This is a genomic window from Ramlibacter sp. P4_H7, assembly GCF_056400765.1.
Map to the genome: position 1 here is coordinate 220,343 of NZ_JBFUKP010000002.1, position 26,250 is coordinate 246,592.

General features: G+C 68.9%; 20 protein-coding genes. 13 read left to right on the plus strand and 7 right to left on the minus strand.

The genetic code is table 11. The annotated features are described in order from the left end of the window. Window positions 1-121 precede the first annotated feature (121 nt). From AC1DSA_RS04230 to AC1DSA_RS04240, 3 genes are all read left to right on the plus strand, one after another. Window positions 122-1,150 carry a pirin family protein gene (locus tag AC1DSA_RS04230; RefSeq protein ID WP_477886378.1) on the plus strand — a complete coding sequence of 343 codons (1,029 nt, stop codon included), beginning with the start codon at window positions 122-124 and terminating at the stop codon, window positions 1,148-1,150. A gap of 203 nt (window positions 1,151-1,353) precedes the next feature. After that, window positions 1,354-2,766, plus strand: a complete 1,413-nt coding sequence (locus AC1DSA_RS04235) for a multicopper oxidase family protein (protein WP_477886379.1) — start codon at window positions 1,354-1,356, stop codon at window positions 2,764-2,766. 49 nt (window positions 2,767-2,815) lie between these two features. Further along, window positions 2,816-3,382 (plus strand): GAF domain-containing protein, encoded by a 567-nt coding sequence (locus AC1DSA_RS04240; protein ID WP_477886381.1) that lies wholly within the window; start codon window positions 2,816-2,818, stop codon window positions 3,380-3,382. Window positions 3,383-3,440: 58 nt separating this feature from the next. Here AC1DSA_RS04240 and gap read toward each other — a convergent pair whose 3' ends face one another. Beyond that, entirely contained in the window at window positions 3,441-4,442 is a 1,002-nt protein-coding gene (gene gap, locus AC1DSA_RS04245; protein ID WP_477886383.1) for a type I glyceraldehyde-3-phosphate dehydrogenase, read from the minus strand. Between the two features lie 24 nt (window positions 4,443-4,466). Beyond that, window positions 4,467-6,494 carry a transketolase gene (tkt, locus tag AC1DSA_RS04250; RefSeq protein WP_477886384.1) on the minus strand — a complete coding sequence of 676 codons (2,028 nt, stop codon included), beginning with the start codon at window positions 6,492-6,494 and terminating at the stop codon, window positions 4,467-4,469. Window positions 6,495-6,614: 120 nt separating this feature from the next. On the opposite strand from tkt, the gene AC1DSA_RS04255 reads away from it, so the two are divergent. Genes AC1DSA_RS04255 through AC1DSA_RS04265 form a run of 3 tightly spaced genes read left to right on the plus strand, consistent with a single transcriptional unit; the run spans window position 6,615 to window position 9,095 of the window. Continuing rightward, complete coding sequence (locus AC1DSA_RS04255; RefSeq protein WP_477886386.1) at window positions 6,615-6,977, plus strand: S-adenosylmethionine decarboxylase family protein; 363 nt, start codon at window positions 6,615-6,617, stop codon at window positions 6,975-6,977. After that, the gene (gene murU, locus AC1DSA_RS04260) at window positions 6,974-7,678 is read left to right on the plus strand and encodes an N-acetylmuramate alpha-1-phosphate uridylyltransferase MurU (RefSeq protein ID WP_477886388.1); all 705 of its coding nucleotides are present in this window, start codon (window positions 6,974-6,976) and stop codon (window positions 7,676-7,678) included. The genes AC1DSA_RS04255 and murU overlap by 4 nt, the downstream gene beginning before the upstream one ends. 19 nt (window positions 7,679-7,697) lie before the next feature. Continuing rightward, the gene (locus AC1DSA_RS04265; protein ID WP_477886390.1) at window positions 7,698-9,095 is read left to right on the plus strand and encodes an aminopeptidase P N-terminal domain-containing protein; all 1,398 of its coding nucleotides are present in this window, start codon (window positions 7,698-7,700) and stop codon (window positions 9,093-9,095) included. Window positions 9,096-9,135: 40 nt separating this feature from the next. Here AC1DSA_RS04265 and AC1DSA_RS04270 read toward each other — a convergent pair whose 3' ends face one another. Further along, a complete protein-coding gene (locus tag AC1DSA_RS04270; RefSeq protein WP_477886392.1) occupies window positions 9,136-13,947 on the minus strand; it encodes an NAD-glutamate dehydrogenase in 4,812 nt (1,603 codons plus the stop codon). A gap of 176 nt (window positions 13,948-14,123) precedes the next feature. Here AC1DSA_RS04270 and AC1DSA_RS04275 point away from each other — a divergent pair, with 176 nt between their 5' ends. The 4 genes from AC1DSA_RS04275 (at window position 14,124) to AC1DSA_RS04290 (ending at window position 17,718) form a co-directional block, all read left to right on the plus strand. Beyond that, window positions 14,124-16,433 (plus strand): NADP-dependent malic enzyme, encoded by a 2,310-nt coding sequence (locus AC1DSA_RS04275; RefSeq protein ID WP_477886393.1) that lies wholly within the window; start codon window positions 14,124-14,126, stop codon window positions 16,431-16,433. A 219-nt stretch (window positions 16,434-16,652) separates the two neighbouring features. After that, window positions 16,653-17,057 carry a guanyl-specific ribonuclease gene (locus AC1DSA_RS04280; RefSeq protein ID WP_477886396.1) on the plus strand — a complete coding sequence of 135 codons (405 nt, stop codon included), beginning with the start codon at window positions 16,653-16,655 and terminating at the stop codon, window positions 17,055-17,057. A 50-nt stretch (window positions 17,058-17,107) separates the two neighbouring features. Then, window positions 17,108-17,536 carry a barstar family protein gene (locus AC1DSA_RS04285; protein WP_477886753.1) on the plus strand — a complete coding sequence of 143 codons (429 nt, stop codon included), beginning with the start codon at window positions 17,108-17,110 and terminating at the stop codon, window positions 17,534-17,536. A 23-nt stretch (window positions 17,537-17,559) separates the two neighbouring features. Further along, window positions 17,560-17,718 (plus strand): hypothetical protein, encoded by a 159-nt coding sequence (locus tag AC1DSA_RS04290; RefSeq protein ID WP_477886397.1) that lies wholly within the window; start codon window positions 17,560-17,562, stop codon window positions 17,716-17,718. Between the two features lie 64 nt (window positions 17,719-17,782). On the opposite strand, the gene rsmA is transcribed toward AC1DSA_RS04290, so the two are convergent. The 3 genes from rsmA to AC1DSA_RS04305 are packed head-to-tail and all read right to left on the minus strand — an operon-like array spanning window position 17,783 to window position 22,350. After that, complete coding sequence (rsmA, locus tag AC1DSA_RS04295; RefSeq protein WP_477886398.1) at window positions 17,783-18,562, minus strand: 16S rRNA (adenine(1518)-N(6)/adenine(1519)-N(6))-dimethyltransferase RsmA; 780 nt, start codon at window positions 18,560-18,562, stop codon at window positions 17,783-17,785. After that, a complete protein-coding gene (locus AC1DSA_RS04300) occupies window positions 18,559-19,938 on the minus strand; it encodes a peptidylprolyl isomerase (RefSeq protein WP_477886401.1) in 1,380 nt (459 codons plus the stop codon). The genes rsmA and AC1DSA_RS04300 overlap by 4 nt, the downstream gene beginning before the upstream one ends. 12 nt (window positions 19,939-19,950) lie before the next feature. Then, complete coding sequence (locus AC1DSA_RS04305) at window positions 19,951-22,350, minus strand: LPS-assembly protein LptD (RefSeq protein ID WP_477886403.1); 2,400 nt, start codon at window positions 22,348-22,350, stop codon at window positions 19,951-19,953. A gap of 63 nt (window positions 22,351-22,413) precedes the next feature. On the opposite strand from AC1DSA_RS04305, the gene AC1DSA_RS04310 reads away from it, so the two are divergent. Genes AC1DSA_RS04310 through AC1DSA_RS04320 form a run of 3 tightly spaced genes read left to right on the plus strand, consistent with a single transcriptional unit; the run spans window position 22,414 to window position 25,378 of the window. Next, window positions 22,414-23,490 (plus strand): aminoglycoside phosphotransferase family protein, encoded by a 1,077-nt coding sequence (locus AC1DSA_RS04310; protein ID WP_477886404.1) that lies wholly within the window; start codon window positions 22,414-22,416, stop codon window positions 23,488-23,490. Window positions 23,491-23,495: 5 nt separating this feature from the next. After that, window positions 23,496-24,212, plus strand: a complete 717-nt coding sequence (locus tag AC1DSA_RS04315; RefSeq protein ID WP_477886407.1) for a 16S rRNA (uracil(1498)-N(3))-methyltransferase — start codon at window positions 23,496-23,498, stop codon at window positions 24,210-24,212. Continuing rightward, complete coding sequence (locus tag AC1DSA_RS04320; RefSeq protein ID WP_477886408.1) at window positions 24,209-25,378, plus strand: MFS transporter; 1,170 nt, start codon at window positions 24,209-24,211, stop codon at window positions 25,376-25,378. The genes AC1DSA_RS04315 and AC1DSA_RS04320 overlap by 4 nt, the downstream gene beginning before the upstream one ends. Here AC1DSA_RS04320 and AC1DSA_RS04325 read toward each other — a convergent pair. Continuing rightward, the gene (locus AC1DSA_RS04325; protein WP_477886411.1) at window positions 25,350-26,198 is read right to left on the minus strand and encodes a lysophospholipase; all 849 of its coding nucleotides are present in this window, start codon (window positions 26,196-26,198) and stop codon (window positions 25,350-25,352) included. The genes AC1DSA_RS04320 and AC1DSA_RS04325 overlap by 29 nt on opposite strands. Between the last annotated feature and the right edge of the window lie 52 nt (window positions 26,199-26,250).

A 26,250-nucleotide genomic window follows, 5' to 3' on the forward strand; every position in this document is an offset into this window, starting at 1 on the left:
GCATGCTATTCCGCGCGGTCCACGCGCCGCTAGCGGAGGCTCAGTGGAAGCTGTGGCTTGGCCGTCGCGGCTTGAAAGCGGGCGGCCAAAGCCTCATGTTGGATCTTTGAAAGGTCTGCCAATGTCCGCCTCTGCCGTGCTCGCGGTGAAGCCGCTCGGCTTCCCCTGGGAAACCGCCGATCCCTTCCTGTTCTGCGCCTACCACGACGACGCCTATCCGCGCGGCAATGGCGCGATGGGTCCGGCCGTGTCGCTGGCAGGGCGTGACATTGGCCAGGACTTCAGCCGCAAGGACGGCTGGAGCATGTACCACGGCGACAGCGTGCCGGGCTTTCCGGCGCACCCGCACCGCGGCTTCGAGACCGTGACCATCGTGCGCAAGGGGCTGATCGACCACAGCGACTCGCTGGGCGCCACCGCGCGCTTTGGCGGCGGCGACGTGCAGTGGGTGACCGCGGGCCGCGGCATCGTGCACTCGGAGATGTTCCCGCTGCTCGCGACCGACGGCGACAACCCGCTCGAGCTGTTCCAGATCTGGCTGAACCTGCCCCGGCGCAACAAGATGGCCGAGCCGCACTTCACCATGCTGTGGAACGAGCAGGTGCCGCGCCGCGTGCTCGAGGATGCCGAGGGCCGCCGCACGGAAGTGGCGGTGATCGCGGGGCGCTTCGGCGATGTCGCGCCGCTGGCGCCGCCGCCGGACTCGTGGGCGGCGCAGGACCAGGCCGAGGTCGCGATCTGGACGCTGCGCATGGAACCGGATGCCGGCTTCCAGCTGCCGCCGGCGACGCTGGCCGGCACGCAGCGCACGCTCTACTTCTTCAAGGGCGCCAGCGCCAGCGTGGGCGGCCGCACCGTCGAAGGGCCGGTGGCGATCACCCTCGACGCCGGCGTGGAAGTGGCGATCGTGGCCGGCGACACCGCGTGCGAGTTCCTGCTGCTGCAGGGCCGCCCGATCGGCGAGCCGGTAGCCCAGTACGGGCCCTTCGTGATGAACACGCAGCAGGAGATCCAGCAGGCGATGCAGGACTACCGGCGCACGCAGTTCGGCGGCTGGAAGTTCGACGATCCGGCGCCGGTCCACGGCAGCGGGCCGAAGCGCTTCGCCAGGTATCCCGACGGGCGCGAGGAAGTGCCCGCCGCGTCCTAGCGTGTACGACCGGCCGGGGCTGGCGTTGCCAACCCCGGCCCACAAGGCTTTCGCGGCCGAACCCTCCGCATCCCTTGCGCCGGAGCCGAAGCCGCCCAGGCCCCGGCAGGCGCAAGCCTTGCGCTGGCGCAAGTGGAAACCTGATTTGCACAGCTAGACTGGACTCACGAAGACGGGCCATCCGTGCCCGGAGGAGACCGCTCGTGAGCCTGAACCGCCGCCTCTTCCTGCAATCCGCCGGCGCAGTGGCGGGGACCACCCTGCTGCCCCCGGCCACCTCCCTGGCGGCGCCGATTCCCTCGGAACTGGTCGCGGGCGTCTTTCGCCAGCCGGTGCGAGAAGCCGGCGCGGAGACCTCGGTGTGGGGCTTCAACCAGTCCGTGCCCGGCCCGGTGCTGCGCTTCAAGCGCGGCGAGGAAGCGGTCGTGCAGCTGAAGAACCGGCTGCCGCAGGCCACCACCGTGCACTGGCACGGCGTGCGTGTTCCCAACGAGATGGACGGCGTGCCCAACGTCACGCAGGAAGCGGTGGCGCCCAACGCCGACTTCACCTACCGCTTCCGCACGCCCGACTCCGGCACCTATTGGTACCACCCGCACCAGTCGAGTTTCGAGCAGGTGCCGCGCGGCCTGTACGGCCCGCTGATCGTGGAGGAGGAAAGGCCGGTGTCGGTGGACCGCGAGGTGGTGTGGGTGCTGAGCGACTTCAAGCTCGGTGCGGACAACCAGCCGATCGAGGATTTCGGCAAGGTGACCGACTTCGGCAGCGGCGGCCGCCTGGGCAACACCATCGCCATCAACGGCAAGGCGGCGGGCGCGCAGCAGAAGCTGCAGCTGCGCCCCAACGAGCGCGTGCGCCTGCGCCTGATCAACGCCGCATCCGCGCGCATCCTGGCGCTGGACTTCACCGGCCACAAGCCCTGGGTGATCTCCCTGGACGGCCAGGGCATCAAGCCACGTCCGCTGACGGCGCCGCTGGTCCTGGGCGGCGGGCAGCGCACCGACCTCATCCTCGACGGAACCGGCGGCAGCGGCGAGTTCGCCGTCTGGGACCGGCGCGACCAGGGCACGCGGCTGGCCAGCATCGCCTACCAGGGCAGCCCGGTGCGCGCCAAGGCGCTCGGTGCGCCGGCGGCGATCCCGCCCAACCGGATCCTGCAGCCGAACCTCTCGCGCGCCACGCGGCACTTCCTCGCCTTCGAGGGCGGCGTGCTGGGCATGCCCGCCATCGGCAAGGTCGACGACCGGCCGCAGGACGTGAAGACCATCATGGAACGGCACGGCCTGTCCTGGACCATGAACTACACGGCGCAGCACGAGCACGCGCTGATGCACGAACCCCTGTTCCAGCTGCGCAAGGGCGAACACGTCGTGGTGAAGATGCTCAACCGCACGGAGTTCGAGCACCCCATGCACCTGCACGGGCACTTCTTCCAGGTGGTGGCCGTCAACGGCAAGCCGGTGGCCGAGCGCGTGTGGCGCGACACGGCGATGATGGCGCCCCGGGCGGAAATGGACATCGCCTTCGTGGCCGACAACGTCGGTGAATGGATGTTCCACTGCCACATCCTCGACCACGCCGCGGGCGGCATGATGGGGACGGTACTGGTGGAGTGAAGCAAGCGCGCGCCCAGCCCGACAGCAAGGCCTTGCCTATACTGTCGCGATGGGATTGCAGCACGCTCCGCCGGACCTGCCGGCAGCGCCGGACCTGTCGGCGGAAGAATCCAAATTCCTGCTGGCCTGCGCGCACCGCGCGCGCCACATGATGCATGACGGTGCGCCGCTGCGCGAGTTGCTGTCGCAGTTGACGACGGCGGTGGAGACCCTGGCCAAGGGCCGGACGGTCGCTTCGATCCTGGTGCTGGACCGCGAAGGCCTGCTGCGCAACGGCGCCTCTCCCAACCTGCCCGCCGACTACCTCGACGCGATCGACCGCCTGAAACCGCATCCGAAGGTGGGCACCTGCGCGGCCGCGGCCGCGACCGGACTGGTGGTGGAGACGCCCAGCTTCTACGACGACGAGCGCTGGTCCGAATTGCGCCACCTGCCCCTGGCCCTGGGCTTCCTCGGCGCCTGGAGCATGCCGATCAAGGCGCAGGGCGGCCGGGTGATCGGCACCTTCGGCACCTACTTCCGCGAGCACCGGACACCGTCCGCCATGGAACGCCAGTCGGTGGCGCTGCTGGCCGGCGTCGCCGCCGAGGCGATCACGCTGCACGCGCGCGGCTGAGCGGCAAGACAAAAAGAAAGCGCCCCGCGGGGCGCTTTCTTCGCTGCAGGCTGTCGGCTTACTTGCCCGCCACCACGCGGACCATCTCCAGGCACTTGTTGGAGTAGCCCCATTCGTTGTCGTACCAGCTCACCAGCTTGACGAAGGTGCCGTCCAGCGCGATGCCGGCGTCGGCGTCGAAGATGGAGGTGCGGGCGTCGCCCACGAAGTCGGTCGCGACCACCTTGTCCTCGGTGTAGCCCAGGATGCCCTTGAGCGGGCCTTCGCTCTGCGCCTTCATCTCCGCGCAGATCTCGGCGTAGGTCGCCGGCTTCTCCAGTTCCACCGTCAGGTCCACCACCGACACGTCGGAGGTGGGCACGCGGAAGGACATGCCGGTGAGCTTCTTGTTCAGCTCGGGGATCACCACGCCCACCGCCTTGGCCGCGCCGGTGGAGGAGGGGATGATGTTCTCCAGGATGCCGCGGCCGCCGCGCCAGTCCTTGTTGGACGGGCCGTCCACGGTCTTCTGCGTGGCGGTGGCGGCGTGCACGGTGGTCATCAGGCCGCGCTTGATGCCCCACTTGTCGTTCAGCACCTTGGCCACGGGCGCCAGGCAGTTGGTGGTGCAGGAGGCGTTGGAGATGATGTCCTCGCCCTTGTACTTCTGGTGGTTCACGCCGAACACGAACATGGGCGTGTCGTCCTTGGACGGGGCGGACAGGATCACCTTCTTCGCGCCGGCCTGCAGGTGTTTCTGCGCGCCGTCCCTGGACAGGAAGATGCCGGTGGACTCGATCACCACGTCGGCGCCGATCTCGCCCCACTTCAGGTTGGCGGGATCCTTCTCCTGCGTCAGGCGGATCTTCTTGCCGTTGACGATCAGCGTGTTGCCATCGACGGACACGGTGCCCTTGAAGCGGCCGTGCACCGAGTCGTACTGCAGCATGTAAGCCAGGTAGTCCGGCTCCAGCAGGTCGTTGATGCCGACGATCTCGATGTCGGAGAAGTTCTGCACCGCCGAGCGCAGGACGTTGCGGCCGATGCGGCCGAATCCATTGATGCCAACCTTGATAGCCATTCGATCACTCCTGAAAAACGAAACCTATTGATCCTGCTGCTGCAGCACGGCGCGCACGGTGTCGGCCACATTTTCCGGCGTAAAGCCGAAATGCCTGAAGAGGGCACCGGCGGGGGCGGATTCCCCGAAGGTATCGATGCCCACCACGGCCGCACAGCCGTACTTCCACCAGAAATCGGTCACGCCCGCCTCGACGGCGATGCGCGGCACGCCGGCCGGCAGCACGCTTTCCTTGTACGCGCGCTCCTGTCGGTCGAAAGTCGTCGTGCTGGGCATGGAGACCACGCGCACGGCCAGGCCCTCGGCGGCCAGCTGCTCCTGCGCCTTCAGCGCCAGCTGCACTTCCGAGCCCGTGGCGATGATCACCGCGTCGGCGTCGCCGCGGCCGCTCGGCTCCGCCAGCACGTAGGCACCGCGGCCGATGTCGCCCAGCCGCTGCTTGGGCGCGTAGGGCAGGTTCTGGCGCGACAGCAGCAGCGCGGTCGGGCGGTCCTGGTTCTGCAGCGCGACCGCCCAGGCCACCGTGGTCTCCGCCGTGTCGCCCGGACGCCAGACGTCCAGGCGCGGGATCAGGCGCAGGCTGGCGGCATGTTCGATCGACTGGTGCGTCGGGCCGTCTTCACCCAGGCCGATGGAGTCGTGCGTGAACACGTGGATCACGCGGCGCTTCATCAGCGACGCCATGCGGATCGCGTTGCGGCTGTAGTCGCTGAAGGTGAGGAAGGTGCCGCCGTAGGGGATGTAGCCCCCGTGCAGCGCGACGCCGTTCATGATCGCGGCCATGCCGAATTCGCGCACGCCGTAGTTGATGTGGCGGCCGATGCCCCCTTCGCTGCGCACCACGTCGCCCGCCTGGTCGAAGCGCAGTGGCGGCGTGCTCTTGGTGTTGGTCAGGTTGGAGCCGGTCAGGTCGGCGGAGCCGCCCAGCAGTTCGGGCAGGGCGGCCGTGAAGGTCTCCAGCGCCAGCTGCGAGGCCTTGCGGGAGGCGACCGTTTCCGCCTTGCCGTGCGCCGAGGTGACGGCATCGGCGGCGACCTGCACGAAATCGGCGGGCAGCTCGCCCTTCATGCGGCGCAGGAACTCGGCGGCGAGCTCGGGATGCTCGGCGCGGTAGGCGGCGAAGCGCTGGTCCCAGTCCGCTTCGATCGCGTCGCCCTTGGCGCGCGCGTCCCACTCTTCGTACACACCCTTGGGCAGCTCGAAGGGCTGGTGGTTCCAGCCGAGCGCGCTGCGCGTGAGCTTGATCTCGTCGGCTCCCAGCGGTTCGCCGTGCGCCTTGGCGGTGTTGGCGCGGTTGGGCGAACCCTTGCCGATGTGCGTCCGGGCGACGATCAGCGTGGGCTTCTCGGCGCTGCGGCGGGCGTCGGCGATCGCCCGGTCCACGGCGTCGATGTCGTGGCCGTCCACCGGGCCGATCACGTTCCAGCCGTAGGCGCGGAACCGCTCGGCGCTGTCGTCGATGAACCAGGGCGTGACCTGGCCGTCGATGGAGATGCCGTTGTCGTCGTACACCGCCACCAGCTTGTTCAGCTTCCAGGCGCCGGCCAGCGCGCAGGCTTCGTGGCTGATGCCTTCCATCAGGCAGCCGTCGCCCAGGAAGGCATAGGTGTGGTGGTCGACCACGTCATGGCCCGGACGGTTGAATTCGGCGGCGAGCAGCTTTTCGGCCAACGCCATGCCCACGGCGTTGGTGATGCCCTGGCCGAGCGGGCCGGTGGTGGTTTCCACGCCGGGCGTGACGTCCACTTCGGGGTGGCCCGGGGTCTTGCTGTGCAGCTGGCGGAAGCCCTTGAGCTCGCCCAGCGGCAGGTCGTAGCCCGTGAGGTGCAGCAGCGCATACAGCAGCATCGACGCGTGGCCGTTGGACAGCACGAAGCGGTCGCGGTCCGCCCAGTGCGGGTTCTTCGGGTTGTGGCGCAGGTGGCGGTGCCACAGGGCGACGGCAATGTCCGCCATGCCCATGGGCGCGCCCGGGTGTCCGGAGTTCGCTTGTTGCACGGCGTCCATGGCGAGCGCGCGAATCGCGTTCGCCATCAGGGAATCATTGGCCATCGGGGGCAGCTCCGGGGGAGGAAATGAGGGAGGGATCAGGGGAAACCCGGGATTTTAATGGACGGGGCTTGCGGCCCCGGCCGACCCCGGCCGGCCCGGTTTCCCGCATACATTCAAGGCATGAAAGGCCTGCACCTCACCGCCGACCTCTACCAGTGCCGCTGCGAGGCGGCGTGGCTGGCCGACCCGGCGCGGCTGCACACGTGGTGCGAGGCGGCGGTCGCCACCGTGGGACTGGAGCCGATCGCGCAGGTGTTCCAGTCGCTTCAGCCCGGCGGCGTCAGCGGCACGGTGCTGATGACGGGCGCCCACGTGTGCCTGCACACCTGGCCCGGCGAGAAAGCGGTGACCGCGGACGTGTTCGTGAGCCAGGGCGACCGCGACCACGCGGCGCAGGCGCGCGAACTGATGCTGGCGCTGGTGGACCGCTTCCAGCCCGAATGGACGGAGCAGCGGTCGCTGGACCGCGGGGACGAACAATGAGCATTGCACAGGCGATGATCCTGGCGGCCGGGCGCGGCGAGCGCATGCGGCCCCTGACCGACCACTGCCCCAAGCCGCTGCTGCCCGTGCAGGGCAAGCCGCTGATCGCATACCACCTGGACGCGCTGGCCCATGGCGGCTTTCGCGACGTGGTCGTGAACACGGCCTGGCTGGGCGAGCAGATCGAGGACCACTTCGGCCACGAGACCGCCAGCGGCGCGCGCATCAAGTACTCGCACGAGGGCAAGGATTTCGGCGGCGCGCTGGAAACCGCCGGCGGCATCGCCCGCGCGCTGCCGCTGCTGGACGAGGTGTTCTGGATCGTCGCCGGCGATGTCTACGTCCCGCACTTCCTGTTCACGCGCGCCTGCTACGACAAGTTCGCGACCAGCGGCAAGTTGGCCCACCTGTTCCTGGTGCCCAATCCCGCGCACAACGGCCGGGGCGACTTCGGGCTCGCGCCGGACGGCCACGCGCTCAACCAGGCGGAGCCCCGCCACACCTATTCCACGCTGGGGCTGTTCCGCAAGTCCTTCTTCGCGGGCTTGCCTGCCGGCAACCCGAAGGGCGAGATCGTCAAGCTGGCGCCCCTGCTGCGCGCCGCGATGGACCGGGGTGAAGTGACTGCCGAGCTTTACCAGGGACCCTGGACCGACGTGGGCACGCCGGAGCGGCTGGCCGCGCTGAACGCCGCGCCGTAAACGCGGAGAGAATGTCGGCATGAACACCACCGTGCCCACCTCGCTCTACGCCCAGCGCCGTGCCCGCATGGCCGCGCAGCTCGGCGCCAACGGTATCGCCCTCATCCCGACGGCGCCGGAGCGGCAGCGCAACCGCGACTCCGACTTCCTGTTCCGCCACGACAGCTACTTCTATTACCTCACCGGCTTCACCGAGCCGAATGCGTGGCTGGTGGTCACCGGCGACGGCAGCAGCACGCTGTTCTGCCAGCCCAAGGACCTCGAGCGGGAGATCTGGGACGGCTACCGCCTGGGTCCCGAAGCCGCCGTGGGAGCGCTGGGCGTGCAGGCCGCCTTTCCGATCGGGGAACTCGACCGGCAGCTGCCCAAGTTGCTGGAGAACCGCGACACGGTCTGGTTCCCTTTTGCCATCCACCAGGGGCTGGAGGAGCGCGTGGCCGGCTGGCTGAACCAGGTGCGTGCGCGCGTGCGCTACGGCGCCCTGTGCCCTGAGCAGCAACGCGACCTGTGTTCGGTGCTGGACGAGATGCGCCTGGTGAAGGACGCACACGAGCAGGACATCATGCGGCGCGCCGCGGCGATCAGCGCGGGCGCCCACGTGCGCACGATGCGGGCCTGCGCCCGCATGCTGCGTGAAGGCAAGGACGTGCGCGAGTACGACCTGGACGCGGAGCTGATGCACGAGTTCCGCATCGGCGGTTCGCAGTACCCGGCCTACAGCTCCATCGTGGCGGCCGGCACCAACGCCTGCGTGCTGCACTACCGCGCCGACGTCGCGCCGGTGCGCGCCGGCGAACTGGTGCTGATCGACGCCGGCTGCGAACTCGACGGCTATGCCAGCGACATCACCCGCACCTTCCCGGCCGACGGCAAGTTCAGCGGTGCGCAGCGCGCGCTCTACGAGATCGTGCTGGCCTCGCAGGAAGCGGCGGCCGCGGTGACGAAGCCCGGCGCGCGCTTCACCGATCCGCACGAAGCGGCGGTGAAGGTGCTGGCGCAGGGCATGCTCGACGTGGGGCTGCTGCAGAAGGACAAGGTGGGTTCCCTGGAGGACGTGATCGAGAAGCGCGCCTACTTCCCCTTCTACATGCACCGCACCGGTCACTGGCTGGGCATGGACGTGCACGACTGCGGCAGCTATGTCGAGCCGTCCGAGCTGGGGCAGGTGAACGAGCGCAAGGACCCGCTGTCGGGGGAGACCATCAAGAACCGGCCCAGCCGCATCCTGCAGCCGGGCATGGTGCTGACCATCGAGCCGGGCATCTACGTGCGGCCGGGCGAGGGCGTTCCCGAACGGTTCCACCACATCGGCATCCGCATCGAGGACGACGCGATCGTCACGCCCGGCGGCTGCGAGCTGATCACGCGCGGCGTGCCCGTGAAGCCGGACGAGATCGAAGCGCTGATGCGCGGCTAGGGTCGCCGCCGGCCCGGCGGCTTGCCTTCGCGCGCGCCGTTCATACCAGGTTGCGCAACTCGCGCAGCGCCACCGACAGCATGGCGAGGTCGGTGCCGGGGGTTTCCTGCAGTTCGACCAGCAGCCGCTGCGCCCGCTCCAGCGCCTGGCGGTTGCCTTTCTCCCAGCGGTCCAGCACCGGCGCGGCACCGCCATCTCCGTGGCCCAGAGCCTCCTGCGCGATGGAACGCTGCAGGTCGGTGACGTCGTCGCTCAGCGCCAGCTTCGCAAGGCCCTGCCAGTAGCTGTCGGCGGGCAGCAGTTCGATCTGCTGGCGCATGCGGTCCAGGCCGAGGCGATCGCCGACGCCCGCATGCACCTGCGCCGTGAGTTCCAGCGGCTTCTTGCCCGACTCCGCGATTTCCGCGATGTCCAGCGCGTTGAACCAGCCTTCGGCGCCGTCCACCTGCAGCGCGAGCGCCGCCGGCACGCCGGCCTGCGTCCATCGGGCCGCCCGTTCCGGTGCCGGGACGGCCGCGCCCTCGCGGGCGGCGCGCAGCGCCTGCACTGCGGGCGCGAAGCGGGCGACCTGCTGCTGCGTTGGTTCGAACAGGCGGCGCGAGCGCAGGAACCAGGTGGTGGCGCGGGTGATCAGCCCACGCAGCGCCAGCACCATCTCGGCCTGCACTTCGTCCGGCACCTGGTTGTCCAGCGCCTCGATCTGCTGCCACAGCGGCACCAGCCCGAATACCTCGCGCGCCGCCAGGTAGGCGCGCACGATCTGCGGGGGCGTGGCGCCGGTGATCTCGCCCAGCCGGTGCACGAAGGTCGGCCCCACCCGGTTGATCATGCTGTTCAGCACATGGGTCGCGATGATCTCGCGCCTCAGCTGGTGGCGCGGGATGCTGGCGCCGAATTTTTCCTTCAGCAGCGTCGGGAAGTAGCGCTCCAGGGCCGTCGCCACCCAGGCGTCTTCCGGCACATCGGACGCGAGCAGTTTGTCGTTCAGCCACATCTTGCTGTACGCCAGCAGCACCGCCCGCTCCGGACTGGTAAGGCCCAGGCCGCGGGCCTTGCGCTCCGCGATCTGCTCGTCGCTGGGCAGGAACTCGATGGCCCGGTTCAGTTCGCCCTGCTTTTCCAGGAAGCGGATGAAGCGCGCCTGCTCGTCGAGCTGGCGCGCTGCGATGCGGCCGTCGATCGAGAGCGCCTGGGTCTGGAAATAGTTGTCGCGCAGCACCAGCGCCGCCACGTCGTCGGTCATCTGCGGCAGCAGCGCGTTGCGCTGCTTCAGCGTCAGCTCGCCGTCGGCCACGGGGATGCCCAGCAGGATCTTGATGTTGACTTCGTGGTCGGAGGTGTCGACGCCGGCGGAGTTGTCGATCGCGTCGGTGTTCAGCTTGACGCCATGCAGTGCTGCCTCGATCCGCCCGCGCTGGGTGAAGCCCAGGTTGCCGCCCTCGGCCACCACCTTGCTGCGCAGCTGGCTGCCGTCGATGCGCACCGGGTCGTTGGCGCGGTCGCCCACGTCCGCGTGCGATTCACTGGACGCCTTCACGTAGGTGCCGATGCCGCCGTTGTAGAGCAGGTCCACGGGCGCCTTCAGGATCGCCGTCACCAGGTCGGCCGGCGTGAGCTGCTCGGCTTCCACCTGGAGCACCGTGCGCGCTTGCGGCGACAGCGGCACCGACTTCTCCGAGCGCGCCCAGATGCCGCCGCCGGCGGAGATCAGCTTGCCGTCGTAGTCGGCCCAGGACGAGCGCGGCAGCTGGAACAGCCGTTCGCGCTCGGCGAACGAGGCCGCGGTATCGGGCGCCGGGTCGATGAAGATGTGCCGGTGGTCGAACGCGGCGACCAGCTTGATGTGCCGCGACAGCAGCATGCCGTTGCCGAACACGTCGCCCGACATGTCGCCGATGCCCACCACCGTGAAGTCGGTGGACTGCGTGTCCACGCCCAGTTCGCGGAAGTGGCGCTTGACGCTCTCCCACGCGCCGCGCGCCGTGATGCCCATCGCCTTGTGGTCGTAGCCCTGGCTGCCGCCCGAGGCGAAGGCGTCGCCCAGCCAGTGGCCGTACTCCGCGCTGATCGCGTTGGCGTAGTCGGAGAAGGTGGCCGTGCCCTTGTCGGCCGCAACCACCAGGTAGGGATCGTCGCCGTCGACGCGCACGACCTGGGGCGGCGGCACCGGCTTGCCGCCGACGAGGTTGTCGGTGAGGTCCAGCAGGCCGCGCAGGTAGTCCTGGTAGCAGGCGATGCCTTCCTTCATGAAGGCCTCGCGGTCGCTGGACGGCGGCGCCTTCTTCAGCACGAAGCCCCCCTTGGAGCCCACCGGCACGATGACGGTGTTCTTCACCATCTGCGCCTTCACCAGGCCCAGCACCTCGGTGCGGAAGTCGTCCGGCCGGTCCGACCACCGCAGGCCGCCGCGCGCCACCTTGCCGCCGCGCAGGTGGATGCCTTCGAAGCGCGGCGAGTAGACCCAGATCTCGTACAGCGGCTTCGGGTCGGGCAGGCCGGGCACCTTGTGCGAATCGAGCTTGAAGCTGAGGAAAGGACGGCGCGGACCCGGTGCACCGCTGGCACCGACACCGGTGCGCCAGTAGTTGGTGCGCAGCGTGGCCTGGAGCAGCGCCAGCAGTTGCCGCAGCACGCGGTCCTCGGACAGGTTGCTCACCTTGTCGAGCGCCTGCTCCAGCGCGTTGACTTGCGATGCCGCGCCCTGCGCGTCCTGGCCCTGGGGATCGAACCGCAGCCGGAACAGCGACACCAGCATGCGGGCGATGCGCGGGTTCTTGGCCAGGGTCGCCGCGATGGTCGCCTGCGACTGCGAAAACCCGATCTGCTGCAGGTAGCGCGCGTAGGCCCGCAGCACCACCACTTCCTCCGCGGACAGCGCCGCCAGCAGCACCAGGCGGTTGAAGCCGTCGTTGTCCACCTCGCCCCGGAACACGCGGGCGAACGCGTCCTCGAACAGGCGCGCGAGCGCCTGCGGATCGATCTCGGCGTTGGGGCTGGCCTCCAGCGTGAAGTCGTGCAGGTAGACCGGCGGGCCCTCCGGGCGCTCGATGCGGTGGTTGTCCTCGGCCAGCACGCGCACGCCCATCTGCTCCAGCATGGGCAGGCTGTCGGACAGCACGACCGGCGCGCCGAGCCGGTACACCTTCAGGCCCAGTCGGCCTTCCGGCCCGCCCAGCGGCCAGTACAGCGCCAGCCCCAGCGGCTCTTCGGGCGTGAGCGCCGCCATCTTGCGCAGGTCGTGCACCGCGGCCCGCGCGGGCACGTGCTCGCGGTAGGCGATCGGGAAGAACTGGGTCCATTGGCGGTCCAGCGCCAGGCCGGCGGCTTCGCCCTCGGACTCCACCAGCGCGTCGCGCAGGTCGTCCTCCCAGCGGCGCGCCACGGCCGCGAGCTTGCGCTCCAGGTCCTTGCGGTCCACCTGCGGCATGGGATTCGGGGCCACGCGCACCGTGAAGTGGATGCGCGCGAGCTGGGTGCCGGACAACAGCACGTCGAAATCGACGTGCGTGCCGCCGAAGGCCTGCAGCAGGATGCGCTGAAACTTCAGCCGCAGCTGCGTTGAGAAGCTTTCGCGCGGCACGAACACCAGGCAGGCGACGAAGCGGTCGAACGGGTCCTGCCAGAGGAACAGGCGCAGCCGATGCCGTTCGCCGAGCGCGAGGATGCCCATCGCGGTGTCGTACAGCGCCTCGTCCTGGATCTGGAACAGGTCGTCGCGCGGAAAGGTTTCCAGCGTGTGCTGCAGCGCCTTGGCCAGGTGTCCGTTGGGCGAGAAGCCCGCGCGCTGGGCCACGGCGTCGACCTTGCGCCGCAGCAGCGGGATTTCGCTGGACCGCGCCGAATAGGCCGTGGAGGTGAAGAGGCCGACGAAGCGGTGCTCGCCGACCACCTGGCCCTGCGCGTTGTAGCGCTTGACGCCGATGTAGTCGGTGTAGCCGTCGCGGTGGATGGTGGACCGGGTGTTGGCTTTGGTCACCACCAGCACGGGAGACGGGTCTCGGGCGAGGGCGCGCGCCGCGACCGGCAGCGCCGCGAAGCTCGCCGACTGTTCCCCATGCCCTTCGCGCAGCACGCCCAGGCCGCTGCCGGCGACCAGCTGCAGTGCCAGTTCGCTGCCCTGACCCACCAGGTCGTGCTGGCGGTAGCCGAGCAGCGTGAAGCGGTCGTCGGCCAGCCACTGCAGGAACGCGCGGCTTTCCGCCGCTTCCGCGGGATCGACGCCGGGCGGCGCCGACGCCAGTTCCTCGGCGGCCTGCTTCAGGTGCGCAACCATGGACGGCCAGTCGCTGACCGCCGCGCGCACGTCCCCCAGCACGCGTTCGATGCCCTGGCACAGCGTTGCCCGCTGCTGCGGGTCGACGAGGCGGTCCACCTCGATGTACATCCACGACTCGCGCGGCAGGTCCGGCGCGGCATGGCGCGGCGCCACCGACTGCAGCACGCCCTTGGCGTCGCGCTGCACGGCGAAGATGGGATGCACCACCAGGTGCAGCGTGAGGCCCTGGCGGGCGATCTCCAGCGAGACCGAATCCACCAGGAAAGGCATGTCGTCGTTGACGACCTGCACGATGGTGTGGCGGGAGCCCCAGCCGTCGGCGCCCGGGGACGGGCTGAACACCCGCACCTTCGCGACGCCCGGCTGCCGCTGCGCCGCGAACTGCCAGTGCGACAGCAGGGCGCCGAGCAGGTCCTCGGGCGTGCGCTCGTCGAGGTCCTCCAGGTCCACCTGCCGGAAGTACTCGTGCGACAAGGTGTCCAGCGGCACCCCGTTCACCTGCGTAGGCTGGGCGTCGGCGCGGGCCAGCACCGCGGCGATGCGTTCTTCGCGCTGGGTCTCGATCACGGCGGCCATGTCGTATCTCCTGTGCCCGCACTGTAGGCACCAATCCCATCGGCGGCGCGTTCCGGGGCATGCCGGATACGCATAATTCCATACTAGGGTTTTCCCTTCGGGCCGGGTCTACAATCGCGAGCCCTTTCCAGAACAAGACGGCGCCCGCTTTCCCGGCGCCCAGGAGACCGGAACCCATGTCGAACCAACCCCCGGCGAAGACCGACAAGCGCGCCGAACTGCGCACCGCTGCGCTCGAGTACCACGAGCATCCCACCCCCGGCAAGATCGCGATCGCGGCCACCAAGCAGCTGATCAACCAGCACGACTTGTCGCTGGCGTATTCGCCGGGCGTCGCGGCGCCGTGCGAGGAGATCGTCAAGGACCCGGCCAATGCCTTTCGCTACACGGCGCGCGGCAACCTGGTGGCGGTGATCACCAACGGCACGGCGGTCCTGGGGCTGGGTGACATCGGCCCGCTGGCCGCCAAGCCGGTGATGGAGGGCAAGGGCGTCCTGTTCAAGAAGTTCGCCGGCATCGACGTGTTCGACATCGAGATCGCCGAGAAGGACAACCTCGACAAGCTGGTGGACGTGATTGCCGCGCTGGAGCCGACCTTCGGCGGCATCAACCTCGAGGACATCAAGGCGCCGGACTGCTTCTACGTGGAACGCAAGCTGCGCGAGCGCATGAAGATCCCGGTCTTCCACGACGACCAGCACGGCACCGCCATCACGGTGGGCGCCGCCATCCTGAACGGCCTGAAGGTGGTCGGCAAGGACATCAAGAACGTCAAGCTGGTCACCTCCGGCGCCGGCGCCGCGGCGCTGGCCTGCCTGGGCCTGCTGGTGAAGCTGGGACTGCCGCGCAAGAACATCTTCGTCACCGACCTTGCCGGCGTCGTCTACACCGGCCGCAAGGAGCTGATGGACGAGGACAAGGTCCAGTTCGCGCAGGACACCGACGCCCGCACGCTGACCGAGGTGATCGCGGACGCCGACGTGTTCCTGGGCCTGTCCGCCGGCGGCGTGCTCAAGCCGGACATGGTCAAGAAGATGGCGGCCAACCCCCTGATCCTGGCGCTGGCCAACCCGAATCCGGAGATCGACCCGGAAGTCGCCAAGGCCGCGCGCGCCGACTGCATCATGGCCACCGGCCGCACCGACTATCCGAACCAGGTGAACAACGTCCTGGTGTTTCCCTACATCTTCCGCGGTGCGCTGGATTCGGGCGCGACCACGATCACGGTGGAGATGGAGATCGCGGCGGTGTATGCGCTGGCGGAACTGGCGCAGGCGGAGCAGAGCGAAGTGGTGGCCGCGGCCTATGCCGGCCAGCAGCTGTCCTTCGGGCCCGAGTACCTGATCCCCAAGCCCTTCGATCCGCGGCTGATGATCAAGATCGCGCCGGCCGTGGCCAAGGCGGCGCACGACAGCGGCGTGGCGCTGCGTCCGATCAAGGACATGGACGCGTACCGCGACCAGCTGCAAAACTTCGTCTACGCCTCCGGCACGACCATGAAGCCGATCTTCACCATGGCCAAGACCGCGGCCAAGAAGAGGGTGGCGCTGTGCGAAGGCGAGGAAGAGCGCGTGATGCGCGCCGCGCAGATCGTGGTGGACGAGGGCGTGGCCCGGCCGACGTTGATCGGCCGGCCGAAGATCATTGCCGAGCGCGTGGAGAAATTCGGCCTGCGCCTGCAGGAAGGGCGCGACTACGACGTCGTCAACGTCGAACAGGACGACCGCTACCGCGACTTCTGGCAGACCTACCATCGCATGACCGAACGCAAGGGCGTGACGGTCCAGATGGCCAAGATCGAGATGCGTCGGCGCCTGACGCTGATCGGCGCCATGCTGCTGCAGAAGGACCAGGTCGACGGCATGATCTGCGGCACCTGGGGCACGACCGACATCCACCTGCGCTACGTCGACCAGGTGATCGGCAAGCGCGCGGGCGTCAACACCTATGCGTGCATGAACGGGCTGCTGCTGCCGAACCGGCAGGTCTTCCTGGTCGACACCCACGTCAACTACGACCCGACAGCGGAGCAGCTGGCCGAGATCACGCAGCTGGCGGCGGAGGAAATGCTGCGCTTCGGCGTCAAGCCGAAGGTCGCGCTGGTGAGCCATTCCAATTTCGGCAGCAGCAACCACCCCAGCGCGGTGAAGATGCGCAACGTGCTGGGCCTGCTGCAGGACCAGGCGCCCTGGCTGGAAGTGGACGGCGAAATGCACGGCGACATCGCCCTGGACGGCGCCGCCCGCAAGCAGCTGATGCCGCACAGCACCCTGTCCGGCGACGCCAACCTGCTGGTGCTGCCGAACATCGACGCTGCCAACATTTCCTACAACCTGCTCAAGACGGCGGCAGGCGGCAACATCGCCATCGGCCCGGTGCTGCTGGGCGCGGCCAAGCCGGTCCATATCCTGACAGCGAGCACCACGGTGCGCCGCATCGTCAACATGGCGGCGCTGACCGTTGCGGACGCCAACGCGGCGCGATAACTGCCAGCGCGACAGCTGGCACTAACTTATCCGGCCTCGGACAGCCCCCGAAAGGCCTTGCCCGCTGCCCAAAAATTGGGCAGCGGCTTGCCTTTTGGGAGGACATCGGTCACACTACCGCCCTTGAAGTTTCCGGGTTTACCCGGGTGCTGAGAAGTCCGGGGCCCCCTGAGGGGTCCGGGATGGCGTCCCTTGAAGATCTCCTCAGAAGGTCCGTTCATGGCCCGTTTCGCGGCAGTCAAGTCAGTGCTCACCAGCTGCTTGCTTGCCGTCGCAATCGCCGGCAGCCCCCTGGCGCAAGCCAGGGACGCCATGGACGGAACCGCAGTAGACGGCGTGGCCTCGGTGCGAATCGCCGAACTGCCCCGCCCTGGCCAGGAGACCTACGAACTGATCCGCCAGGGCGGACCGTTCCCCTACGACAAGGACGGCACGGTGTTTGGCAACCGGGAACGATTGCTCCCGATCAAGGCGCGCGGCTACTACCGCGAGTACACCGTGAAGACTGCTGGATCACGCGACCGGGGCGCCCGGCGCATCGTGTGCGGAGGTCCAGCCCGGACGCCGCATGCCTGTTATTTCACCGCTGACCACTACGCCAGTTTTCGCAAGATCGTGGAGTGAACCTGAACATGAAGCGGGACCTGTTTTTGACTACCGAGAAAGAAACGGAGATGGATAAGCCACTTCGTCCTGAGATTTCCGAGACGCCCCTGAAAGGGGTGCGCAACAACATCGTGCAGTCGATCCGCGCCTTCCGGGTGCAGGACCTGCAGGAGAGCGCGACGGCGCTGGGCCATCATTTCCTGTACGCCAACCTCGCCACGGCGCAGAGCAAGCAGGACGTGCTGGACATGATCGCCGCGCAGTTCACCTTCCCGCAGCATTTCGGGAAGAACTTCGATGCGCTGTACGACTGCATGACGGACCCGCTGCATAAATCGGGCCCGCAGCCGGGCTTCATCGTGGTGCTGGAACACATCCCGGCCAACGGGAAGTTCGACAAGGAGGCGCGCGAGCAGCTCCTGGACATCTTCCGCGACACCGCAGACTACTGGGCAGACCGGAAAGTACCATTCCGCTGTTTCTATTCTTTTCGGTAGCCCGTTCCGCGCAACAAGGCCAAGTGGAACGGGCGAATGAGGCCCAAGGCGAGACCGTGCAACAGCCGGTGGTCGCCTCCGACGGAGAGAAGATGCCCACGGACAAGATCCTGGACGTGTCTCCGCTCGCACTGCGGATGAGCAGCCCCTTCAATGCGGGGTACTGGCTCGCGGCGGCGTAAGCGCACCGCGACCCTCGAAAAAGCCGGGCAGCGCCCGGCTTTTTTCTTGCCTGCCGTGCCCCGACTAGAAGCCGGCCGTGTTGCGGCTCACGGCCGCGCACAGGTCCAGGTATTCGTGCACCGGCACTTCCTCGGCGCGCCGCTGCAGGTCGAACCCGCCGGGGTGGCCTTTCTGCTCCAGCCACCTGCCCAGCGAATGGCGCAGCAGCTTGCGGCGCTGGGAAAACGCCACCTGCACCAGTTCCTCCAGCAGGCCCACATCCACGGCCGCCGGCTGCGCGAACGGCACCATGCGCACCACCGCGCTGTCCACGCGGGGCGGTGGCTCGAAGGAAGCGGGCGGCACGAACAGCACGTTCTCCATCGCGTAGCGCCACTGCAGCATGACCGACAGCCGCCCGTAATCGGAGGTGGCCGGCGCCGCCACCATGCGGTCCACCACTTCCTTTTGCAGCATGAAGTGCTGGTCCTCGATGCGCGCCACGTGCTCCAGCAGGTGGAACAGGATGGGGCTGGAGATGTTGTACGGCAGGTTGCCGACCACCCGCAGCCTGGGAGCGCCCAGCTCGTCGGCCAGCGCGCTGAAGTCCACCTTCAGCACGTCGGACTCCACCACCTTCAGCTGTGCGTGCTGCCGCAGCCGGATGGCGAGATCGCGATCGAGCTCGATGACCGTCAGCTGGCCGACGCGCTCCACCAGCGGCTGGGTGAGGGCGGCCAGCCCGGGCCCGATCTCCACCATGGCCTGGCCGGGCCGAGGCGCGATCTCGCGCACGATGGCGTCGATGATCCCGCCATCGGTGAGGAAGTGCTGGCCGAAGCGCTTGCGCGCGACGTGCTTCACAACTGCGGCGGCTCGCGCAGCTCCACGTAGGCGCGGCCGCGCACCTCCTGCGCCCACTGCACGTAGGCCTCGTCCAGCTTGCGCTCACGCAGCAGGTTGCGCACGACTTCGCGCTGCTCGCGCTGGCTGACGGCGGACTGGCGGCGTTCCAGCAACTGGATCAGGTGCACGCCGAAGCGGCTGACGATGGGGTCGGCGACCTGTCCCGGCTGCAGGTTGGTGAGGACTTCCTCGAACTCGGGCACGAACATTCCGGGGCTGGACCAGCCGAGGTCGCCCCCGTTGCGGGCGCTGGCGTCCTGCGAGAAGTCCTTGGCGAGCTGCGCGAAGTCGGCCTGTCCGGCCTGCACGCGCCGCTTGTAGTCCGCCAGCCGTTCGCGGGCCTGCGCTTCGGTGAGATTGGCCGCCGGCCGCAGCAGGATGTGGCGGGCGTGGCTTTGCGTGACCTTGGCGCCGGCCGTGCCGATCTGGCGCTTCTCCAGCACCTTGATGATGTGGAAACCGGCGGCGGAACGCAGCACGTCGGTGACGCCGCCGTCCTTCAGGTCGCGGGTGGCCTCCACGAAAGGCTGGGGCAAGCGGTCCGCGGTGCGCATGCCGACGACGCCGCCATTGTTGGCGGCACCCGCGGCGTCGGAATTCTCGCGGGCCAGCTTGCTGAAGTCCTCGCCCGCGCGTGCGCGCTGCAACACGGACTGCGCCTTCGCCTGCGCCTGTGCCACCTGCGCCGGGGTCGCGTTCTCCGGCACCGCCACCAGGATGTGGGCGATGTTCATCTCGGTCAGGGCCGGGTCGCCCCCGCGCAGCTGCTGGTCGCGCAGGTACTGGTCGATGTCCAGCTCGCTGACCTTCGCGCGGGCTTCGAGCTCGCGATCGCGCAGGCGCTGCAGCAGGATCTGGTTGCGCAGGTCCTCGCGGAACTGCGTGACGTTCATGCCGTCCGCGGTGAGCCGGCGGCGCAGTTCGGTCACGTCGATGCCGTTCTGGCGCGCGACGCTCAGCTCCGCCTGGTCGACCAGCGCGTCGTCGGCGCGCACGCCGGTCTCGCGCGCCAGCTGCAGCTGGGCCTTCTCCGTGATCATGCGATCGACCACTTCGCGCAGCAGCTGCTGCCGCGGCGGCGCCGCCCCACCCTGCTGTGCCAGCTGCTGCTCGAAGCGGGCCATGCGCGCACGCACCTCGGAATTGGTGATCGGCTCGGAGTTGACGACAGCGACGATGTAGTCGGCCGCCCGCGGGCCGGTCTCCACCGGGCGCTGGGCCGGCCGCACGCCCAACTGCGGCGCGGGGCGCAGGCCCTGCGCGACCGCCGGGACCGACAGGGCGGCCAGCAGGCCGGCGCAGGCCAGTCGCAGGGCCAGTGAACTTGGATTCATCGTGTATGCACTCTAGTCGTAATTGCTGAACCGGCTGGGCGTGGTCACGCGCTCGCGCAGGTACTGGTAGCGGGGGATATTCTGCTTCAGCGACTGCAGGGCGCCCGAGCCCAGCCGGCTGAAGCCCACGAACTCCATCTGGAACAGGATGCGCTTGTTGGCCGTGTCGCCGGCCTGCATGCGTTCGAAGACCACGCGGCCGATCCAGCAACCGGCGTCGTACTCCAGCCCGACCACGCCATCCACCAGCTGGCGGTCCTTCAGGCTCACGTTCAGGCGCCCGACGCTGTACCACCGGCCTTCGCCTTCGCCTCGGCCGGCGCCGAGGTTCTGGCCCGGGTCGCCCCACAGGTCGTTCAACGGCCATTGCCAGCCGATGTCCACCTGCTCGCTCAGCCCTTGCTGGCGCCGGTAGGCCACGCTGAGCACGCGGTAGTTGCCCGGGTTGTAACGCACGCCCGCGGTCGAGCGGATCGACTGCTGGGTTTTCGGGTTGAACTGGACCACCGCCTCGCCGCTCCACTTCGGCACCAGCGTCGCCGAGGCGCCGAACAGCAGGTCCGACAGGCGATCGCTCACCGGCGCCTGCCCAGGCAGGGTGACGAGCTGGTCCTTGAAGCGCAGGCGCTGCGCGATCGCGAACTTGGCCGCCTCGGCGCCCGTATCGGGGTCGAGCATTCGGGTCGTCACGCCCAGGGTCAGCAGGTTGTTGTCCGCGATGCGGTCGTTGCCGGAGAACGCGTTCTCGGTGTAGATCGAGGCAAAGTTGAAATCGATCTGCCCGGAGTCGTAGTTGGGCAGCTTGCTCTGGTCACGGAATGGCGTGTGGACGTAGAAGGCGCGGGGCTCCAGCGTCTGCAGGAAGCCGCGGCCGAAGAAGCTGGCCTTGCGCTCGAACACCAGGCCGCTGTCCAGGCTGACCGTCGGCACCGTCACGCTGGCCGTGTCGCCTCCCGTCGCCAGTCGTGAGTCGAAGTTGTAGTAGCGCGTGTGGATCTGCGCCTTGGGGATGACGAACCAGCCGGGCGCTTGCCAGGGTCGGCTGACCTGCGCCAGCCCGTAGACGCGCTGCCCGTTGGGCTGCGTCACCTCCGGCGTCGTCGGGAAGGCCAGGCGCAGCGGATCGGTGATGGTGTGCGTGAAGTGCGTGTAGTCGACCTCGACGTTCGTGTCCAGGCCACCCCACGCATTGGTGTGCGTCTGCCGTGCCGTCAGCTCCGGCGCCCGGTCGTACGGGGGAATGATCGGCGCCTGCGGATCCTGCAGGGTCTGCCAGCGCTGGACGCGCGCCGAGAGGGAGGTCTGGAACCAGTTCCAGCTCAAGGTGCCTTCATTGCCCAGCAGGCGCTGCGTGAGCGACGCGGAACTGCGCGAGAAGTCGCGCCAGTAATCGTCGTCGCTCACGCGGTTCAGGTTGAGGTAGGCGCTCGAGGTGCCCAGCACCGGCAGCTTCATATCGCCCTGGGTGTGCTGGCCGGCGAAGCCCCAGCGGTCGCGGTGGTCGCGCAGCGGATCGCTCGGCAGGTAGTTGCCGCGCAGCACGCCGTTGTAGGTGGGCTCCAGATACCGGAATTCGGCACCGAGGTCGATGCCGCGCCGGGACATCAGCGTTGGATAGAGCGTCGCGTCGCGGTTGGGCGCGATGTTCCAGTAATAGGGCAGCGTGACTTCCAGGCCGCTCTTGTTGTCCAGCCCGATGGTGGGCGGCAGCACGCCCGACTTGCGACGGTCGCCCAGGGGAAAGCTCAGGGACGGAATCGGCAACAGCGGCACGCCCTTGAAACTCAACAGCGCACCGTCCGCCTCGCCGATCTCCTCCTGCTGGTCCAGCGACAGCGAGCTCGCGCGCAGGATCCAGTCCGGCATCCAGTTCGGTCCCGGCCTGCGCTGGCAGGTGGTGTAGGTCGCGTTGCGGATGACGGAGCGGTTCTCGTCGAGGAAGTCGACGCGCTCGGCTTCGCCGTAGGCGTCGTTGCGCAGGAAGCGGTAGCGCGGCTGGTTGAAGAAGCCGACGAAGTCGTCGACCTTCAGCTCCAGCAGCGGCCCTTCGAACACGTTGCCCGCCTTGTTGACGTGCACATCGCCGGTGGCACGCGCGAGGTCGGTCGTCTGGTTGTATTCCAGGCGCTTCGCGCGCACCACCGTGTCGCCGCGGCGCAGCTCGGCATTGCCTTCGATCACCGTTTCCTGTTCGGTGCGGCCCTGGATGCGATCGCCCTCCACGAAGGTCGGCAGCTGCGTGCGCGTGGCAGGGGGAATGTCCTCGCGCAGCATCGGGCTGGCGCGCAGGCGGGGCGCGGGCTCCGCGCCTTGCGCCAGCACTGCGATCGGCTGCAGCAGCGACGCAGCGACGACCGCCACCGGGCTCAGGGCAAAGCGGGCGACGGACGCCTGGTTTCTTCTGTAATGCATCGGGGGTGGGGAACCCGGGCGGCCGGCGGGCCCGCCACGTTGGATTTGTAGAATCGATTATCCATGAGCGATTCCGCGCCCTCCCCCTCCGTCGTCGCCTGGAGCGACCCCCGGCGCGAAGCCGCATTCCATGAGTGGCTGCGCCACGTCACTCCTGCGCATGGGCTGGAGCCTGCGAGCTTGCGGCCGGCGTCGGCCGATGCCAGCTTCCGCCGCTACCTGCGCGTGGATGGCGCAGGCCGCAGTTTCATCATCATGGACGCGCCCCCCGCGCAGGAAGACTGCCGGCCCTTCGTGAAGGTCGCGCGGCTCATGGCCGACGCGGGGCTGCACGTGCCGCAGGTGCTGGCCTGGGACGAGCCGCAGGGCTTCATGCTGCTGGACGACCTGGGGACGCAGACCATGATCGAGGTGATCGATCCCCAGCAGGTCCACGTCAACCAGCAGCTTTACCTGCGCGCCGTCGACGCGCTGCTGGCGTGGCAGCTGGCCTCCCGCCCCGGCGTGCTGCCGCCTTACGACGAGGCCCTGCTCAGCCGCGAACTGTCGCTGTTCCCGGACTGGTACCTGCAGAAGCACCGCGCGCTGGAGTTGCCGGCCCGGATGCGCGAGACGCTCGATGCGCAGTTTCGCCTGATCGTGCAGCGCAACCTGGCGGCGCCCAGCGTCTATGTCCACCGCGACTTCATGCCGCGCAACCTGATGCTGCCGCGCGACCCGGCCGAACCGCGGCTGGGCGTGCTGGACTTCCAGGATGCGGTGTACGGCCCCATCACCTACGACATCGCTTGCCTGATGCGGGACGCCTTCCTCAGCTGGGACGAGGAGTTCGTGCTCGACATCACGGTGCGCTACTGGGAGAAGGCACTCAAGGCCGGGCTGCCGGTGGACCCGGACTTCGGCGAGTTCTACCGCGCGGTGGAGTGGATGGGGCTGCAGCGCCACCTCAAGGTGGCCGGCATCTTCGCGCGGCTCACGCTGCGCGACGGCAAGCCCAAGTACCTGGCGGATGCGCCCCGCTTCATCTCTTACATCCGCACGGCCACCCACCGCTATCGCGAACTGGCCCCGCTGGCCCGCCTGATCGACGAGGTGGAGGGCAGCGACGCGGTGGCCGGGTACGCCTTCGGGCGCGTGTAGCCGCCGTGCCGCGCGTCCACTGCGGCGAGCCCCTGGCCAGCGGCGGCACGTTCGCCTTGCCGGCGGGCGCGGCCCGCCATGTCCAGGTGCTGCGGCTGCAGCCCGGCGATGCGTTGACCCTGTTCGACGGTCGCGGCGGCGAGTACGACGCGCAAATCACCCGCATGGGCCGCAGCGAGGTGCAGGTGCTGGTCGGCGCGCACCACGCCGTCGAGCGCGAAACGCCGGTCGACGTCCACCTCGCGGTCGGCATGCCGGCCAACGAGCGGATGGACTGGCTGGTGGAAAAGGCCACCGAGCTGGGCGTCGCCTCGGTCCGGCCGCTGGTGAGTGAACGCAGCGTGCTGCGCCTGGCCGGTGAGCGTGCGCAGAAGAAGCAGGCGCACTGGCAGGCGATCGCGATCGCGGCCTGCGAGCAGTGCGGGCGCAACCGGGTGCCGGTCGTGCATCCCGTGCAGTCGCTGGCTGCCTGGCTGGCCACGCAGCAGCAGCCCGGCTTGGTCCTGTCGTTGCGCGGCGGCGCCGCGCCGCTCCCGCTCGCCGGCAGCGGGAAGCAGGTCACGCTGCTGAGCGGCCCCGAAGGCGGACTCACGCCGGCAGAGGAAGACGCTGCGTTCGCGCGCGGCTGGCGCCCGGTGCAGCTGGGTGCGCGCGTGCTGCGCGCCGAGACGGCTCCGCTCGCGGCGCTGGCGGTCCTGACGCTGGCGGGGAGCGGGGTGTGAACCCCAACCTCTGGCTGCTCGCGGTCCTGCAGGGGCTGTTCCTCACCAACAACGTCACGTTCATCGCCATCAACGGACTGGTCGGCCTGTCGCTCGCGCCCTCTGCCTGGATGGCCACCTTGCCCGTGATGGGCTACGTCGTGGGCAGTGCCCTGTGCACCGGGTTGGTCTCCCGGTCGCAGCGCCACTTCGGGCGCCAACGCGCCTTTCAGCTGGGGCTGCTGGTGGCCCTTGTATCCGCCCTGTCGTGCGCGCTGGCCGTCAACACGGGCAACTTCTGGCTCCTCTGCGCCAGTACCGTCGTGGCCGGCTACTACAACGCGAACGCGGCGCTGTACCGCTTCGCCTCGGCCGAACTGGCCGCACCGGCGCTGCGCGAGAAGGCAGTGTCGCTGGTGATGGCCGGGGGACTGGTCGGCGGGGTGGCCGGCCCGCGGCTCGCCGCAGGCACCCGCGATTGGGCCTCAGCGCCCTTCGCCGGCGCGTACGTCGCACTCGCTGCGGTGGCGCTGCTTGCGATGCTGCTGCTCTCGTTCATGCGCTTTCCGCCGGCCGCGGTGGTGACGCACCAGCGGGCGGGTCGGTCGGTCGCGCAACTGCTGCGCGAGCCGGCCTTCCTGGTGGCCGCGCTCGCCGGCGCGCTCGGCTACGGCGTCATGAACCTGCTGATGGCGGCCACCCCGCTGGCCATGCAGCAGTGCGGCTTGCCGTTCGCCGATGCGGCCACCGTGCTGCAGTGGCACGTGGTGGGCATGTTCGCGCCGGGCTTCTTCACCGGCCACCTGATCAAGCGCTTCGGGGCGCTGCCGATCATGGGCGTGGGCGTTGCCCTCAACGCCGCCTGTATTGCCATCGCGCTGTCCGGCGTCGCGCTGCAGCAGTTCGGCATTGCGCTGTTCCTGCTGGGACTGGGCTGGAATTTCCTGTTCACTGGGGCGACGACCCTGTCGCTCCGCACCTACGCACCCGAAGAGAAGGACAGGGCGCAGGCGGCGCTGAACTTCTTCATCTTCGCGACCCTGGCCTTCACTTCGCTGGCCTCGGGCGTGCTGGTCACGACGCAGGGCTGGACCTGGCTGAACCTGGGCTCGCTGCTGCCCGTGGGCGTGGTGGCGGCGGGCTTGGCGTGGCTGGGATTCAGAAGCGCGCGTCCAGCCACTGCTTGAGGCAGTCGTAGACGGGCGAGGGATCCTGCTCGTTGAAGATCTCGTGGTACAGCCCGTCGAAGCAGCGCGACGCGACGTACTGCGGGGGCGCCAGCGCGGCGAAGGCCTGGCTGCCCGCGGGATCGACCAGGCGGTCGTCGCCGGCGTACATCAGCAGGGTGGGGACCTTCCAGGAGCCGGCACGCGAACGCACCAGCGGGCCTTCGTCCTCGATGAACCGCGCCAGCCGGCCCGAGATGCGGTCGTGCACCCGCGGGTCGTTCAGGTAAGCCTCCACCACACGCTTGTCATGCGACAGGTACTGGGGATCGAGTCCGTTGGACACCGTGACGTTCGGGGCAAGCCGCGGCATCACGGCCATCATCAGCTTCTTGACGGTACTGAGCCGGGTCGCCAGCACGGGAGAGGACAGCACCAGGCCGTCGACGGCCATCAGGGTGCGCGCGACAAAACTCGCCGCCACCAGCCCACCGAGGCTGTGCCCCAGCAGGATCAGCGGCAACCCGAGGTTGCGCATGCGGGTGCTCTCGACCAGGTCGGCCAGGTCGTCGAGCAGGCGGTTCGGCTGGGGAATGGTGCCGCGCGGGCCGTCCGACTCGCCATGGCCGTACTGGTCGTAGCTGCGCACGGCAAAACCCCAGTCGTTGAGGACGTGCGCCAGGCCGTCGTAGCGGCCGGCGTGCTCGCCCAAGCCATGGACGACCAGCACGGCTCCGCGCTGCCGCACGCCCTCGGGCGTCGGCCAGTCCTGCACCGCGAGGTTTTCACCATCGCTGGCAGTGAACGTGGATAGCGTGGACTCGGCGCCAGCATGGCTCATCGGGCGGCATCATCGCCGACCCGCCACGCCTGTCAATGCCCCGGTTGGGGGA

What these genes read in the sequence shown, in the direction of transcription:
- AC1DSA_RS04230 (WP_477886378.1), top strand. Translation starts at nt 122, where the DNA reads ATGTCCGCCTCTGCCGTGCTCGCGGTGAAGCCGCTCGGCTTCCCCTGG.
- AC1DSA_RS04240 (WP_477886381.1), top strand. Translation starts at nt 2,816, where the DNA reads ATGGGATTGCAGCACGCTCCGCCGGACCTGCCGGCAGCGCCGGACCTG.
- gap (WP_477886383.1), bottom strand. Translation starts at nt 4,442, where the DNA reads ATGGCTATCAAGGTTGGCATCAATGGATTCGGCCGCATCGGCCGCAAC.
- tkt (WP_477886384.1), bottom strand. Translation starts at nt 6,494, where the DNA reads ATGGCCAATGATTCCCTGATGGCGAACGCGATTCGCGCGCTCGCCATG.
- AC1DSA_RS04255 (WP_477886386.1), top strand. Translation starts at nt 6,615, where the DNA reads ATGAAAGGCCTGCACCTCACCGCCGACCTCTACCAGTGCCGCTGCGAG.
- murU (WP_477886388.1), top strand. Translation starts at nt 6,974, where the DNA reads ATGAGCATTGCACAGGCGATGATCCTGGCGGCCGGGCGCGGCGAGCGC.
- AC1DSA_RS04265 (WP_477886390.1), top strand. Translation starts at nt 7,698, where the DNA reads ATGAACACCACCGTGCCCACCTCGCTCTACGCCCAGCGCCGTGCCCGC.
- AC1DSA_RS04270 (WP_477886392.1), bottom strand. Translation starts at nt 13,947, where the DNA reads ATGGCCGCCGTGATCGAGACCCAGCGCGAAGAACGCATCGCCGCGGTG.
- AC1DSA_RS04275 (WP_477886393.1), top strand. Translation starts at nt 14,124, where the DNA reads ATGTCGAACCAACCCCCGGCGAAGACCGACAAGCGCGCCGAACTGCGC.
- AC1DSA_RS04280 (WP_477886396.1), top strand. Translation starts at nt 16,653, where the DNA reads ATGGCCCGTTTCGCGGCAGTCAAGTCAGTGCTCACCAGCTGCTTGCTT.
- AC1DSA_RS04285 (WP_477886753.1), top strand. Translation starts at nt 17,108, where the DNA reads ATGGATAAGCCACTTCGTCCTGAGATTTCCGAGACGCCCCTGAAAGGG.
- AC1DSA_RS04300 (WP_477886401.1), bottom strand. Translation starts at nt 19,938, where the DNA reads ATGAATCCAAGTTCACTGGCCCTGCGACTGGCCTGCGCCGGCCTGCTG.
- AC1DSA_RS04305 (WP_477886403.1), bottom strand. Translation starts at nt 22,350, where the DNA reads ATGCATTACAGAAGAAACCAGGCGTCCGTCGCCCGCTTTGCCCTGAGC.
- AC1DSA_RS04310 (WP_477886404.1), top strand. Translation starts at nt 22,414, where the DNA reads ATGAGCGATTCCGCGCCCTCCCCCTCCGTCGTCGCCTGGAGCGACCCC.
- AC1DSA_RS04325 (WP_477886411.1), bottom strand. Translation starts at nt 26,198, where the DNA reads ATGAGCCATGCTGGCGCCGAGTCCACGCTATCCACGTTCACTGCCAGC.